Source organism: Gemmatimonadales bacterium, from assembly GCA_041390145.1.
Taxonomy (GTDB): domain Bacteria; phylum Gemmatimonadota; class Gemmatimonadetes; order Gemmatimonadales; family GWC2-71-9; genus SPDF01.
In genome coordinates this window covers 105,321-119,843 of sequence record JAWKQM010000002.1, presented here as the reverse complement: position 1 = coordinate 119,843, position 14,523 = coordinate 105,321, and the positions used below count along the sequence as shown (strand labels likewise).

Sequence of the window (14,523 nt, the reverse complement as noted above, 5' to 3'; positions counted from 1 at the left end):
CCGGTGCGGCTGCGCCGCCAGCGGTGCCGGGATACCATATATTAGGGCTGTTCCATGCAGGCCTGCGGCGCAGGCCATCTGCCCATCGACGGGGAGCTGAATGCCCACGAGTCCAAGCCGCCCTGGCGCGCCGCCGGCGGACCTTCCAGTCTCGGTACATCCCCGCAATCCCGGGGTGCCACTCGATTTGTCCTGGGTCCAGGCCATCCGCGCCAACCGGAGCGCCATCGAGCGTCGGGCCGCCACGATTCCCAAGCGGCGCACGGTCAAGAAGGAATACCAGGCGGCCTGGCTCCTCCGCGCCATCACCCTGATGGACCTCACCACCCTGCAGGGCGACGACACCCCGGCCCGGGTGCGCCGCCTCTGTGCCAAGGCCCGTGCGCCGGTCCGGGAGGACCTCCTCGCCGCCCTGGGCGCCGAAGGACTTGGCATTCGGGTGGCGGCGGTCTGCGTTTACCACAGCCTCGTGCCGGCGGCGGTGGAAGCGTTGCGCGGCACCGGCATTCCGGTGGCCGCCGTCTCCACCGGATTTCCTGCCGGACTCAGCCCGTTCCCCCAGCGGGTGGCGGAGATTCGCGCCTCGGTCGAGGCGGGGGCGGATGAAATCGACGTGGTCATCACCCGGGGACATGTGCTCGGCGGAGACTGGCAGGCGCTGTACGACGAGGTCCGGACCTTTCGCGATGCCTGCGGCGATGCCCACATCAAGGTGATCCTCGGGACGGGTGAACTCGGCACGCTCCGCAACGTGGCGCGGGCCAGCGTGGTGGCGATGATGGCCGGCGCCGACTTCATCAAGACCTCCACCGGCAAGGAGCCGGTCAACGCGACACTCCCTGTCGGGCTGGTGATGGCGCGCGCCATCCGGGACTACCTCGAGCGCACGGACAGCCGAGTGGGATTCAAGCCCGCCGGTGGGATCCGCACCGCAAAGGACTCGCTGGACTGGCTCGCCATGATGAAGGACGAACTGGGCGATCTGTGGCTCCGCCCGGAGCTCTTCCGGTTCGGGGCGAGCGGACTGCTGACCGACATCGAACGGCAACTCGAATATTTCGTCACCGGCCGCTACTCGGCCTCGCATCGCCACCCGCTGGCGTAGCATTCACGGGCCGACGACCTAAGGACTCCGCCATGGCAACCATCCCCGAGATCTTCGCCTCGATGGCGTACGGGCCCGCGCCCGAATCCGCGAAGCCCGCCGAGGAGTGGCTCGCGCGGCATGACGGACGTTTCGGGCTGTTTCTTGGAGGGGCGTGGACGGCGCCAGGTGAGCTCTTCGAGACGGTCAACCCGGGGACCGGACGGCCACTCGCCCGGGTAACCCAGGCCTCGGACGCCGACGTGGATCGTGCCGTCGCCGCGGCGCGCGAGGCCCAGCCGGGGTGGTGGGCGATTGGCGGGCACGCGCGCGCCCGACACCTCTATGCCCTCGCCCGTGCGGTGCAGCGGAACGCGCGGCTGCTCTCGGTGGTGGAGTCGCTCGACAACGGAAAGCCGATCCGCGAGTCGCGCGACATCGACATTCCGCTGGTGGCGCGGCATTTCTACCACCACGCCGGCTGGGCACAGTTGATGGAGCGGGAACTCCCCGGCATGGAGCCGGTCGGTGTCGCCGGCCAGATCATTCCGTGGAATTTCCCGATGCTGATGCTGGCGTGGAAGATTGCGCCGGCGCTGGCCATGGGAAACACCGTGGTGCTCAAGCCGGCGGAATTCACCTCGCTGACGGCGTTGCTGTTCGCCGAGCTGTGCGAGGAGGCGGGGTTGCCCGCCGGGGTCGTCAACATCATCACCGGCGATGGCCGGACCGGCGCCGCCCTGGTGGCCCATCCCGGCGTGGACAAGATTGCCTTCACCGGCTCGACTGACGTCGGCCGCCTCATCCGGGTCGCCACCGCCGGGAGTGGCAAGAAGCTCTCGCTCGAGCTCGGCGGAAAGTCCCCCTTCATCGTGTTCGACGACGCCGACCTCGACAGTGTGGTCGAGGGCGTTGTGGACGCGATCTGGTTCAACCAGGGGCAGGTGTGCTGCGCGGGGTCGCGCATCCTGGCGCAGGAGGGGATTGCGCCCAAGCTGGAGGCGCGGCTCAAGGCGCGCATGGAGACCCTCCGCATCGGCGACCCGCTCGACAAGGCCATCGACATCGGTGCCATCATTGCGCCGGTGCAGCTCGAGAAGATCCGCGAGCTGGTGGCGAAGGGGGAGGAGGAGGGGGGCCGGATGTGGCAGCCGTCATGGAGCTGCCCGACCGAGGGTTACTTCTATCCCCCCACGCTCTTCACCGACGTGGCGCCGTCCGCGACGGTGGCCCAGGTCGAAATATTCGGACCCGTCGTGGTGATGATGAGCTTCCGGACCCCGACGGAGGCGGTGGAGCTCGCCAACAACACCCGGTACGGCCTGGCCGCCAGCGTGTGGACGGAGAGCATCAACCTCGCGCTCGATATCGCCCCGAAGGTCAAGGCCGGCTCGGTCTGGGTCAACTGCACCAACGTGTTCGACGCCGCCGCCGGCTTCGGCGGTTATCGCGAGAGCGGATTCGGCCGCGAAGGGGGAAAAGAAGGGCTGTGGGAGTATGTGAAGGACGGCAGGGCCGCGGGGCAGGGGGGCAGGGGGGCGGCGACCGCCTATTCGGCTTCCGCAGGCGCCACGGCCAAGTCGCCCCGCCGCCCCGCCGCCCAGCCTTCCATTGACCGTACCCCCAAGCTCTACATCGGCGGCGCGCAGGTGCGTCCCGATTCCGGCTACAGCCTGCCCGTGCATGACCGGTCGGGTGCGGTGGCGGGGGAGGTGGGGCATGGCAACCGGAAGGACATCCGCAACGCCGTGGAGGCGGCCCATGCGGCGCGCGGCTGGGGCAGGGCCACGGCGCATCTCCGTGCCCAGGTGCTGTACTACATCGCCGAGAACCTGGACGCGCGCCGCGACGAGTTTGTGAGCCGCATCGTCGACCTCACCGGGCGGAGCAAGAAGCAGGGCCGGGAGGAGGTGGACATGTCGCTGTCGCGACTCTTCAGCTATGCCGCCTGGGCGGACAAGTGGGATGGGCGGGTCCACCATACGCCAATCCGGAACGTGACGCTCGCGATGCCGGAGCCGCTGGGAGTCATGGCGGTGGTCTGCCCGGAGGAATGGCCCCTCCTGGGGTTCATCTCCACGACGATTCCGCCACTGGCCATGGGCAACGCCGTCGTGGCGGTGCCTTCTGTCCGGTGGCCGCTCCTTGCCACTGATCTCTACCAGGTGCTGGACACCTCCGACCTGCCCGGGGGCGCTCTCAACATCGTGACCGGGCCCAGCGAGGAGCTGGCGGCGGTGCTGGCGGCACACGACGACGTGGACGCGATGTGGTACTGGGGGTCAGCGGCGGGGAGCGCGGAGGTGGAGCGACTGTCGGCGGGCAACCTGAAACAGACCTGGGTGGATCATGGCCGGGGTGTTCGCTGGGAGGTGCCTGTGGACGGGGAGGGGGAGCGGTTTCTCCGTCACGCCACCCAGGTCAAGAACGTCTGGGTGCCTTACGGGGAGTAGCGCGCTTTCGGGCCTTGGGGGCCGGGGCCAGGGACGCGGTGATGGTGATCTTGCGCCCCAGCACCTTCTGCAGCAGATCGGCCTTGCGGCGCGCCGCCCATCCTTCGAGGGCCATGTTGGCGCCGGCGCGCTTCGGGGCAATCCGCAACACGAGTTTCTTCCGCGTCAATTCTGCGACCACCTGATCGACGACCGCGGTATGCCCGCGATCGAGACCGTCGGCGACCCGGAGGAGTCCGGCCACGCGGCGGACCAGCGCCTGGTCGTCAGGGGTCAGGGCGGCGAAGGGCGGGTCGGACTTCTTGGGTCCGCGGCGGCGATGGTATCGACTGACCAGCGCCACGAGTGACCGTTCGCGCGCGCCAAGGCCGATGCGGTCGGCATGCATGATCAGCTGGTAGCTGTGTCGGTGATGACTCTTGTAGCTCACCAGCTGCCCGACATCGTGCAGGATGCTGGCGGCCTCGAGGATGTGCCGTTCCTCCGGCGCGCACCCCACGGCCTCGCCGATCTGGTCGAAGAGCGAGAGCGCCAGCAGGCGAACCTGTTCGACGTGCTGGCGATCGGTGCGGCAGCGGTCGGCGAACTCCCGCACCAGCTGCATCGGGTCGACCGGGGGCGCATCGGCGGCGGACGCCCCAACCATCTCCCACAACAGTCCCTCACGCAGGCCGTAGGCGCTGACCGTTACGCTGCCGGCGTCGAGGCGTTCGAGCAGCGCGGCAATGACGGTGAGCCCCGCCAGGATGATGTCCGCGCGCTCGGGGTTGAGTCCCGGGACGCTGCGGCGCTGCACCGCGGTGCGCGTGGAGAGCCATTCCAGCAGGTGCTCCAGCTCGGCGACCGTGATCTCGATGCCGTGCACCGGCTCCGTGGGGTCGCCGCCGCGCCGGGCCACCACCATCCGACCGAGGTTGGTGAAGGTGCCGCCGGAGCCGATGATCCGTGCCCCGGTCCAGGCCCGCTTGGGGAGCTGGCGCGCGAGGCGCTTGGCCAGGTGCTTGCGCAGGGCACCGACCTCGCGATGCTGCGCCCGCTTCCCCGGCATGAACTGCTCCGTCAGCCGGACGGCGCCGTAGGGCAATGACCGGCTGAGCTCGACGAGGCCGTCCACCGCGCCGACGAGCTCCAGGCTCCCGCCGCCGATATCGGCGATGAGCGCCTTGGTGTTGTCGAGACGGAAATGATGGCGGACGGACCGATAGGAGAGCTGGGCTTCGTGCTCGGTGGTGATGACCTGCAGGGGGAGTCCGATTTCGTCGCGCACCCGGCGGACAAACTCGCCGCCGTTCTTTGCTTCTCGCACCGCGGCGGTGGCCACGGCCGCGATCCGGGTGGCCCCGCGGCGCCGGGCCACATCGGCCATGCGGCGGAGCGCCGCGAGCGCGCGTTCGATGGCCTCCGGGTCGAGCCGTCCGGTGGCGGCGAGCCCCTGGGCCAGCCGGGGCTGGGCCTTGATTTCATCGATCGGCGACAGCCCCGTGCCGGGGTCGTACTCGGCGACCAGGAGCCGGATGGAATTCGACCCCACGTCGATCGCGGCCAGGCGCGTGCGCGCGGCCCGGCGCGCCCGCGTCACCGTTTCGGGGCCCCCGCGGGCCAGGCCGCGTCACCCACGTCTTCGGCGTGATGCTTGATCGACTTCCCCTCCACCAGGAATACCACGTCCTCGCCGATGTTGGTGGCGAGGTCGGCCACCCGCTCGAGGTTGCGGCTGACGAGGAAGAGTTCCATTCCCGCGCCGATCGTGTGCGGGTCCTCCATCATGTGGGTGAGGAGGATCCGGAACACCGACCGGTGGAGCACGTCCACCTTGTCGTCACGGCGGCATACCTCGCGCCCGGCTTGCGAGTCGCCCCGGATGAAGGCCTCGAGCGCGTCGGAGAGCATGTCGCGTGCGAGCCGGGCCATTTCGACGATTTCCGGTTCCGGCGCGATGGCCCGCTGGTCCGCGAGGCGCAGCGCCGATTGCGCGATGTTCACCGCGTGGTCACCGACCCGTTCGAGGTCGTTCGCGATCTTCAGCGCGGAGGTCAGCATGCGGAGGTCGCGCGCCATCGGCTGCTGCAGGGCCAGCAGGTTGATGCACATCTCCTCGAGCTCGACCTCCATCTGGTCGATAACCCGGTCGCTGGCCACCACGGCCTCCGCCTTGGCGGTGTCGCGCTCGAGCAGCGCGTCCACGGCCAGCCCGAGCGCGGCTTCAGCCTCCCCGGACATGGTCAGCAGGCGAATCTTGACCTGGCTCAGGTCGTCGTGAAAATGCCGATGGGCCTCGGTCATCCGAATCTCCCCGTGATGTACGCCTCGGTGCGGTCGTGCGCCGGGGCGGTGAACAGCTGCTCCGTGTCACCGAACTCGATCAACTCACCGCGGTCGAAGAAGCCGGTGAAGTCGGACACGCGGGCGGCCTGCTGCATGTTGTGCGTCACGATCGCAATCGTGTAGTGCTGCTTCAACTCGAAGATGAGTTCCTCCACCTTCTGGGTCGCGATCGGGTCCAGCGCCGAGCAGGGCTCGTCCATCAACAGGACGTCAGGGGCATTGGCCAGCGCGCGGGCGATGCAGAGGCGCTGCTGCTGGCCGCCCGAGAGCCCGGTGCCGGGTTCGTGCAGGCGATCCTTCACCTCGTCCCAGAGGGCGGCCTGCCGGAGGCAGCGCTCCACCAGCTCGGGGAGGTCCCGCTTCAGGGTCAGCCGGTTCACCACCGGGCCGTAGGCGACGTTGTCGAAGATAGACTTCGGGAAGGGGTTGGGGCGCTGGAACACCATCCCGATCCGTCGCCGAAGGTCCACGAGATCCCGCCCGGGCCCGTAGATCGACTGGCCGTCGAGCAGCAGCTCACCGGCGTGGGAGACGTCGGGGAGCAGTTCGTGCATCCGGTTGATGGCGCGGAGGAACGTGGACTTGCCACAGCCCGAGGGCCCGATGATGGCGGTGACCGCGTGGCGCTGCACCTTGAGCGAGATCCCCTTGAGCACCTCTGTGGCGCCGTAGGAAAAGCGGAAGTCCCGCGCTTCCACGACCGGCTCGCCGGTCGCGTGAGTTCGTGCCGCGTCCCGCCGCGGGGCGAGCGTCGGCCTGAGGCTGGATGCGTGCGGCATGGCCTTCCGTTCGACGAGGGTGGAGGTCATCCGAACCGTCCGGTGATGTAGGCTTCCGTTTCTTCGCGCGCGGGCGAGGTGAAGAGCTGCCGCGTCGCGCCGGTCTCGACCATGCCGCCCATGTAGAAGAAGGTGGTCGTGTCCGAGACCCGGGCGGCTTGCTGCATGTTGTGGGTCACGATGACGATCGTGAACTCCTTCTTCAGCGTGAAGAGCAACTCCTCAATGCGCTGGGTGCCCTGCGGGTCGAGCGAGGCCGTCGGCTCGTCGAGGAGCACCACTTCCGGCTTCGGGGCAATGGTGCGCGCCACGCAGAGCCGCTGCTGCTGGCCGCCGGACAGGGCGAGCGCGCTGGCCTTGAGCCGGTCCTTGACCTCGTCCCAGAGCGCGGCGCCGCGCAGCGCCTGTTCAACCGTGGCCGCCACTTCCGTCCGCGAGCGCCGCTCCCCCACGCGCAGCCCAGCCGCCACGTTATCGAAGATGGACATCGTCGGGAAGGGAGTCGGTTTCTGGAAGACCATCCCGACCCGGCGCCGCAGCTGCATCGGGTTGACCTTGGCCGAGTAGACGTCCTTGCCGTCGAGCAGGACGCGTCCGGTGATCCAGCCTCCGGGCGTCAGCTCGTGCATCCGGTTCAACGAGCGGAGGAAGGTGGACTTCCCGCAACCGCTGGGGCCGATCAGGGCGTGGACCCGGTTGGGAGCAAAGCCGAGGGTGACGTCCTTGACGGCCGTGATCTTCCCGTACATGGCGCTCAGGCGCTCGGTGGCGATACGGGCCGGATGGTCAGCCATGCTGGGTGAACTTTCGCCGCGTCGCCAACCGTGCGGCGATGCTGAGCACCAGCACCACCAGGATGAGGACCAGCGCCGTGGCCCACGCCAGCTGGTGCCACTCTTCGTAGGGGCCGGTGGCGTAGGTGAACACCACCAGCGGCAGGGCCGCCATCGGCTGGTTGAGATTGAACGACAGGTACTGGCTGCCCAGCGCCGTGAAGAGCAGCGGGGCGGTCTCCCCCGCCACTCGCGCCACGGCCAGCAGGCTCCCCGTCACGATGCCGGGGAGGGTGGTGCGCACCACCACGGTCAGGCTCGTCCGCCAGCGCGAGTAGCCCAGCGCGAGCGCCGCCTCCCGGAGGGAGTGCGGCACCAGCTTGATCATCTCTTCCGTGGTGCGGGTGACCATCGGGATCATGAGAATCGCGAGCGCCACGCTGCCCGCCAGCGCGGAGAAGTGCTTTTGCGAGGCCACGATCCAGGTCCAGGCGAAGACACCGACCACGATCGACGGCGTGCCGTTCAGCACGTCCGATACGAACCGGGTGAGCGTGGCGAGCTTCGAACCGGGGTACTCCGCGCAGTAGATCCCCCCGCCGATGCCGAGCGGCAGCCCGATGAGGCAGGCGGTCCCCACGATCATCAGCGTCCCGACGATGGCGTGCATCACGCCGCCACCGGTCTCGCCGGCCGGCACGGGCAGCTTGGTGAAGAAGGCGAGGTTCAGGCTGCTGGCTCCCTTGACGGCGAGCGTGCCGAGAATCAGCAGCAGCGGCAACACGGCAATCACGACGGCCAGTCCCATGAGACCAACCATGAAATGGCTGCGACGGCGGCGGGCGGCGGCGCGGTTCATGCCGACTTCCCTCCGCCGCCCTGGGCGACGCGCCAGATGAGCAGCCGGGCGGCCGCGTTGATCAGTACCGTCACCACGAAGAGCGTCAGGGCCACGTACGACAGCGCCGAGAGGTGGATGTTCTCCACCGCCTCGGCGAACTCATTGGCGATGGCCGCAGCCATCGTGTACCCGGGGGCAAAGAGCGACGCGGCGATCTCGTGGCGATTGCCGATGACCATCGTGACCGCCATGGTCTCGCCGAGCGCACGACCAAGCCCGAGGATGACGGCGCCGATGATGCCCGACCGGGCGTAGGGGAGCACAGCGCCTGTCAGCGCCTCCCACCGGGTGGCGCCAAGGGCCATGGCGGCTTCGCGCTGGGTATTCGGGACAGCGAGGAGGACTTCCCGCGACACCGACATGATGTACGGCATGACCATGATGGCCAGGATGATGGCGGCGGAGAGCATCCCGGGTCCGTAGATCGGTCCCTGGAAGAAGGGGAGGAAGCCGAGGGTGTCCTTGAGGAATGGGTAGATGGTGGTCCGCAGGAAGGGGATCATCACGAAGATGCCCCAGAGTCCATAGACCACGCTCGGGATGGCGGCCAGGAGTTCAATGAGGAAGGCCACAGGACCACGGATCTTCATCGGCGCAAACTCGGTCAGGAAGATCGCCACGCCCAGCGAGAGTGGGACGGCGATCAGCAGGGCGAGCGCGGAGCTGACGACGGTGCCGAAGATCAGGGGGAGGGCGCCAAACCGGCCTTCGACGGGATCCCAATCACTGGAAGTCAGGAATCCGAGGCCGAACTCATGGATGGCTTCGCGTGATCCGACCCAGAGCTCCCAGACCAGGAACCCAAGGAGCACGGGGACTGCGAGGGCGGCCACCGTCAGCAGCGCCTTGAAGAAGCGGTCGCCGAAGCGGGCGCCGCCGAGGGCCTGGTCCGGGGCTGGATTCGAAACTTCCATAGCGCGGGAACCTACCGGGGGACGGTAGGCGGACGGTCACGGCTGTGTAACGGAAATGTCACGACAGGAACTGCCGAAATGAGAACGGCCGGCCCCGTCAGGGACCGGCCGTTGCACCCCAACTCCGCGTCTAACTAGTTGGCAGGAATTGGCTTGCCGTTTGCCTTCAGCCCGGCAATCCGGGGCTTGATCAATGCGACCACCTCGGCGGGGAGCGGCGCATACTTGAGCTCACCAGCCATCGCCTGCGCGTCGGGCGTGATCATCCAGTTGAGGAAGTCACGGAGGAGCTTCGCCTTGCCCGCATCCTTCGAGTCCGGCCGGACGAGCAGCCAGGTGAACGAGGAGATCGGGTAGGTCTGGGCGCCGGGCGCGTTGGTGATCGACACCCGGAAATCGGTGTCCTTGGCGAACTTGGCGCTGGCGGCGGCGGCGGTGGCGGAGGCGAGACTCGGCACCACGAAGTTGCCGGCGCTGTTCTTGACCTTCGCGTAGGGCAGGTTGTTCGACAGGGCATAGATCAGCTCAACGTAGCCGATGGTCCCTTCGATCTGCTTGACCTGCTGGGTCACCCCTTCGTTGCCCTTGCCGCCGAGACCGACCGGCCACTTGACGGAGGTCGCGTAGTTGACCTTGTCCTTCCACTCCCGGGACACCTTGGTCAGGAAGTCGGTGAAGATGTAGCTGGTCCCCGACCCGTCGGAGCGGTGGACGACGATGATGTCGGTGTTGGGCAGCGCCACGCCGGCGTTCATGCTGGCAATGCGCTTGTCGTTCCACTTGGTGATGCGCCCGAGGTAGATGTCGGCGATGGTGGCCCCGTCGAGCTGAATCTGCGCGGTGCCCAGCGACGGGAGGTTGTAGGTCAGGACGACCGCGCCGATGACCGTCGGGATGTGCAGCACGTTGTTCTGGACGGCTTCCATCTGGGCGGGGCTCATCGGGCCGTCGGTGGCGCCGAAGTCCACGGTTCCCTGGGTGAACTGGCGAATGCCGCCGCCGGACCCGATCGACTGGTAGTTGATCTGGACGCCAGTCGCCTTGTTGTAGGCGTCGAACCACTTCGTGTAGATCGGATTCGGGAAGGTGGCGCCCGCTCCGGTCAGGCTCTGCGCGCCGGCGGGGGCCGCCACGAGGGCGGCCGCGCCGAGCGCGAGGGCGAAGGATCGAAAAGTCATGCTGTCACTCCCTTAGAAATTCATGGTCAGCGCGGTACGAATGCCGCTGATCGTCTTGAGCGTGGAGTCCTGGAAGCTCTGGGATTCGTACATCAGGCGGAACTGCGCCTTGCTGGTCAGGTAGAGGTTGACGCCCGCCGTGATGAGCGTGCTCTGGTCGTCGACAACCTTGTTGTTCGGCTCCGCCTGGTCGTACCGGAACGCCGGCTCGATGGCATAGAGGAAGCTGTCGGCCGACTTCATGCGGATGTTGTATGCCGCGACCGCCTGGAAGCCGGAGATGCCGTTGTCGCTGTTGAGGATGCTCTGGCCGGTCATGTAGTCACCCATCACGTACAGCCCTTCCTCGCCGGGCGCGCCCCACTGCGCGTCGACGCCCCAGCCGGTGTTCATGGCGGAGCTGTCGGTCGGGAAGGTGTCCACCGTCTGGATGAAGTCGTGGCTGGCGAAGGAGCCGCCGATCGACAACTTCGGGGTGACGGCGTAGGTGGCGCGGGCGTAGTACGACTTGGAGTTGTTGATGTCCAGGTTGTTCGGAGAAAGCGCGCCATTCATGACGCTGGCCATGATGGCCAGCTTCTTGTCCAGCCCGGTGTACATCAGGCCGGCGCCGAGGTCGTGCGCGGCGAAGCCGTTCCCGATGGCGAGGTCGTTCGAGGAGACCGGGACCAGCCCGCGGTAGGCGCCACGTTCGATGGAAGGGAGGTTGTTCGACGAGGTGAGCTCGTACCGGCCGAAGAACCGCTTGAACTGGCCGGCGCGAAGCACGACGGCGCTCTTGGCCTCCGGCTTGGTGAACGCCACATCGAGGTAGGCGTCCTTCAGGATCAGGCCGGACTGGCCCGTCGTGTAGCTCGGCTGGATGACGAACGAAATGTTCTGGCTGAGGTTGCCCTTGGCCGTGATGCGAGCGCGCCTGATGAGAAAGTTGCTCTCGGCGGCCCGGGTCGGGATGGCGGCGTAGATCGCGTTGTCGCCGTTGTTGAAGTCATAGTACTCGACCTGCAGGCGGCCGACCATCTTCACATTCGGGTAGCTGGTCTGCGCCGAGGCCACACCGGCGGTCATCAGGGCCAGCAGGGCGAGGCTCACGGCCGAACGACACATCGAGGAACGCATGTACACCCTTTCGTGCGGGGCCGCATCGGCTCCCATGGGTTGTCGACGGGGAGCGCAGTGCCCGCCCGTGCGATGCCCGGGGGGGGCTGGACATCGCGGCGTAACGAACGCAACGGCGCGTCACGCCCGTGCGTGCGTCGGGTCACGGCTTTGTAACGGCCCCGCTTCTGCCCTCGGTTAGGCCCCCTGGAAACCAGGCAGCCACCCGTGTCCCCGATCCCAGTTCGCTTTCGATCCCCACGCGGCCGCCGTGGGCCTCGACCGTGTGTCGGACGATCGCAAGCCCAAGCCCGGTACCGCCTTCGGCCCGGGAACGGGACGGGTCAACCCGATAGAACCGTTCGAAGACCCGGGAGAGGTGCTCCCGCGGGATGCCGCTGCCGGTGTCCTCGACCTGCAGCAAGATCCCATCTTCCTCGACCCGGCTCCGGAGGGTGATCTGACCTCCGGCGGGCGTGTAACGGAGCGCGTTGTCGATCAGGTTGCGAAGCACGAGCCGCACCCCTTCCGGGTCGGCCAGCAGCGTGCCAGCGCCTGGAGCGATGTCGGTCAGGATTGTGACACCCAGGTCGTCACCCCGCGCCGCAAAGTCTGAGACCACCTCGGCGGCGACGTCGGCAAGATCGATCGCGGCGAGGTCAGGCTGCCAGCGCCCCGATTCGATCCGCGCCAGGTCGAGCAGGTCGTCGACCAGGCGCTGCATCCGGTGGGCGTTGGCCAAAATCGTTTCGAGGAACTGGCGTTCCGTCTGCGCATCGGGCCGCTCCGCCAGCAGTGTCTCGGCATAGCCGGAGATGCTGGTCAGCGGGGTCTTCAGTTCATGGGAGACATTCGCGACGAAGTCCCGGCGAACCGCTTCCAGCCGCCTGATTTCGGTCTGATCATGGAGCACGAGAATGGCGCCGCCTGTGGGGAGCGGCCGCGCGCTGATCACGATCTTGCGCCCGTCGATCCCGACTTCCTCACCTTCGACCGAGGTCCCCTCGCTGACACGTCGCACGATCTCCCGTGCCGAGCGCCCGCGGAACAGCTGCTGGATGTCCGGGAGCGCGGTCTTCGGGCCGTATCCCAGCAGCTCGCGCGCGGCGGGGTTGGCCGTGACGATCTGCCCCCGGGCATCGGCGGCCACGACACCCTCCACCATGGCTGTCACGATTGCCGCCGACTCCGCCTGCTCGTGGCGCAGGTTCTCGAACCGGTCCGCCAGATCGTGGTGCATCTGCCGGAGCGCCTGGACGAGCGTGTCGATGTCCCGGATCCCGGAGTGAGGGAAGCGCGGAGCCTGCCCGGCCGCGATGGTGCGCGCCGCTTCCGTGATGGCGGTGAGCGGCCGAGTGACAGACCCGGCGGTGATCCACGCCACGAGCGTCCCGATCAGGAGCGCAACCAGCGCGGCGAGGGCCACGGCCAGCTGTGCCCGATGCACGATGCCGTCCACGTGGTCGAGATCGGCCGCCACCCGGACGACCCCGGGGCCTCCGGGCACCGCGACATATATCAGCTCTCGCCCGACGGTTGCGCTCTTCCGCTTGCTGACCCCAAGTGAATCGGCAAGCGCGGCGACCACCTCGGGGCGGTGGCCGTGGTTCTCGATCGCGGGGAGGGGAAGGGTGGCGTAGTCGCTTTCGCCGGTAACCCGACCATCGGGCGCAATGAGCGTGATGCGGTAACCGGTCTCCCGCCCGACCCTGTAGATCCAGGCCTGCGCCTCGGCCGCCCCGACGGGCAGCCCCTCCCGGACGATCAGCGCCTCCCGCTGGAGGTTTGTGGCCACTTCGCCCTCGAGGTCCCGGCGCAGGGCGAAGTCGGCGGTCCAGAGCAGGACGACGACGCTTACCACCAGGACCAGCAGGGTGCCCGCGACGACTCTCCCGGTAAAGGTCACGACTTCCGCCCACTGCGGTCGGTTGCCCGGAACCGATAGCCGAAGCCTCGAACGGTCTCGATGAGCCGGCCGGCATCCCCCAGTTTTGTGCGCAGCCGCTGGATGTGCATGTCGACGGTCCGCGTCTGGATGTCGGGCTGCGCCTCCCAGACCGTCTCGAGCAGGTGGGGTCGCGTCTGTACCCGGCCCCGGCGCTCCACCAGCGTCAGCAGCAGCTTGTACTCCGTGGCGGTCAGGTCCAGTTCCTCGCCACCGAGGGTGGCCCGCAGCGCCGATCGGTCGATGACGATGTCGCCGGCCGTGAGGGTGTCGCCCTGCGCCACGGACGGCGCGGCGAGGCGGCGAAGGACCGCGCCGACCCGCAGGGTCAGCTCGGCCGGGGAGAAGGGCTTCGTGAGGTAATCGTCTGCCCCGAGCGTGAGCCCGCGGATCCGGTCCGCCTCCTGCTTGCGCGCCGTCAGCAGGATCACGCCGATATCGCGGGTCTCCGGGCGGGCGCGGAGCTCCGCCAGCACGTCATACCCTGACATTCCCGGCAGCATGAGGTCGAGAATGACGACGTCCGGGCGCTCTTCGGCGGCGGCCTTGAGCGCGTCCGGCCCGCGGGCGGCGGTCGACACCCGGTACCCCGCCTTCGCCAGGTGGTACGCGACCAGGGCCGTGATGTCCGGCTCGTCATCGACCACGAGAATGCGATGTGTCATGACGAGGACTCCACCGGCGTGGCGAGCCGGACACGGGGGTTGGCACGGCTTCGATCGGAGGCCTGGTGCCGTTCGGTCCGCATCTGCTCCTCCTGGCCGAGCGCCTCGAGCGTAGCCGTCAGCAGCCGGCCCCGGACGCCAGTCTCCCGTCGGAGGCGGTACAGGACGAACTGCGCAATCGGCGTATCGCGGACCAGGTTGGCTTCCTTCAGCACCTTCAGGTGCCGCGACACGGTCGGCTGGGGCACCGCCAGGATAGTCTGCAGGTCGGACACGAAGAGCGGGGCTGCCGCGAGGCAGTTGAGTATCCTGAGCCGGGTCGGCTCGGCGAGCGCCACGAGGAGTTCCGTGGTGGGCGACGGGGGGTTCATATGCGCGTAAACGAATATCCGAATCGTCTGCGGAGCG

At 68.1% G+C, this 14,523-nt stretch carries 13 protein-coding genes; 2 read left to right on the top strand and 11 right to left on the bottom strand.

All coding sequences use genetic code 11. The annotated features are described in order from the left end of the window. The first annotated feature begins 100 nt into the window (after positions 1 to 100). On the top strand, positions 101 to 1,105 hold the full coding sequence (gene deoC / locus R2910_00570; protein ID MEZ4411460.1) for a deoxyribose-phosphate aldolase: 1,005 nt from the start codon (positions 101 to 103) through the stop codon (positions 1,103 to 1,105). A gap of 32 nt (positions 1,106 to 1,137) precedes the next feature. Then, positions 1,138 to 3,537, top strand: a complete 2,400-nt coding sequence (locus R2910_00565) for an aldehyde dehydrogenase family protein (GenBank protein MEZ4411459.1) — start codon at positions 1,138 to 1,140, stop codon at positions 3,535 to 3,537. Here R2910_00565 and R2910_00560 read toward each other — a convergent pair. From R2910_00560 to R2910_00510, 11 genes are all read right to left on the bottom strand, one after another. Beyond that, complete coding sequence (locus R2910_00560) at positions 3,506 to 5,116, bottom strand: Ppx/GppA phosphatase family protein (protein MEZ4411458.1); 1,611 nt, start codon at positions 5,114 to 5,116, stop codon at positions 3,506 to 3,508. The genes R2910_00565 and R2910_00560 overlap by 32 nt on opposite strands. After that, positions 5,113 to 5,820: a phosphate signaling complex protein PhoU gene (gene phoU, locus R2910_00555; GenBank protein ID MEZ4411457.1), complete on the bottom strand. Its 708-nt coding sequence runs from the start codon at positions 5,818 to 5,820 to the stop codon at positions 5,113 to 5,115. The genes R2910_00560 and phoU overlap by 4 nt, the downstream gene beginning before the upstream one ends. Continuing rightward, positions 5,817 to 6,671 carry a phosphate ABC transporter ATP-binding protein PstB gene (pstB, locus tag R2910_00550; GenBank protein ID MEZ4411456.1) on the bottom strand — a complete coding sequence of 285 codons (855 nt, stop codon included), beginning with the start codon at positions 6,669 to 6,671 and terminating at the stop codon, positions 5,817 to 5,819. The genes phoU and pstB (R2910_00550) overlap by 4 nt, the downstream gene beginning before the upstream one ends. Then, on the bottom strand, positions 6,668 to 7,435 hold the full coding sequence (gene pstB, locus R2910_00545; protein ID MEZ4411455.1) for a phosphate ABC transporter ATP-binding protein PstB: 768 nt from the start codon (positions 7,433 to 7,435) through the stop codon (positions 6,668 to 6,670). The genes pstB (R2910_00550) and pstB (R2910_00545) overlap by 4 nt, the downstream gene beginning before the upstream one ends. After that, a complete protein-coding gene (gene pstA / locus R2910_00540; GenBank protein ID MEZ4411454.1) occupies positions 7,428 to 8,273 on the bottom strand; it encodes a phosphate ABC transporter permease PstA in 846 nt (281 codons plus the stop codon). Before pstA ends, pstB (R2910_00545) begins: the two co-directional genes overlap by 8 nt. Beyond that, positions 8,270 to 9,229, bottom strand: a complete 960-nt coding sequence (pstC, locus tag R2910_00535; GenBank protein ID MEZ4411453.1) for a phosphate ABC transporter permease subunit PstC — start codon at positions 9,227 to 9,229, stop codon at positions 8,270 to 8,272. The genes pstA and pstC overlap by 4 nt, the downstream gene beginning before the upstream one ends. A 134-nt stretch (positions 9,230 to 9,363) precedes the next feature. Further along, positions 9,364 to 10,407, bottom strand: coding sequence for a phosphate ABC transporter substrate-binding protein PstS (gene pstS, locus R2910_00530; protein ID MEZ4411452.1), 1,044 nt, complete (start codon positions 10,405 to 10,407; stop codon positions 9,364 to 9,366). A gap of 12 nt (positions 10,408 to 10,419) precedes the next feature. Beyond that, positions 10,420 to 11,526 (bottom strand): porin, encoded by a 1,107-nt coding sequence (locus R2910_00525; GenBank protein MEZ4411451.1) that lies wholly within the window; start codon positions 11,524 to 11,526, stop codon positions 10,420 to 10,422. A 142-nt stretch (positions 11,527 to 11,668) separates the two neighbouring features. Next, the gene (locus tag R2910_00520; protein ID MEZ4411450.1) at positions 11,669 to 13,411 is read right to left on the bottom strand and encodes an ATP-binding protein; all 1,743 of its coding nucleotides are present in this window, start codon (positions 13,409 to 13,411) and stop codon (positions 11,669 to 11,671) included. Next, the gene (locus R2910_00515; protein MEZ4411449.1) at positions 13,408 to 14,115 is read right to left on the bottom strand and encodes a response regulator transcription factor; all 708 of its coding nucleotides are present in this window, start codon (positions 14,113 to 14,115) and stop codon (positions 13,408 to 13,410) included. Before R2910_00515 ends, R2910_00520 begins: the two co-directional genes overlap by 4 nt. Next, positions 14,112 to 14,486: a metalloregulator ArsR/SmtB family transcription factor gene (locus R2910_00510; protein MEZ4411448.1), complete on the bottom strand. Its 375-nt coding sequence runs from the start codon at positions 14,484 to 14,486 to the stop codon at positions 14,112 to 14,114. The genes R2910_00515 and R2910_00510 overlap by 4 nt, the downstream gene beginning before the upstream one ends. Positions 14,487 to 14,523: the final 37 nt, after the last annotated feature.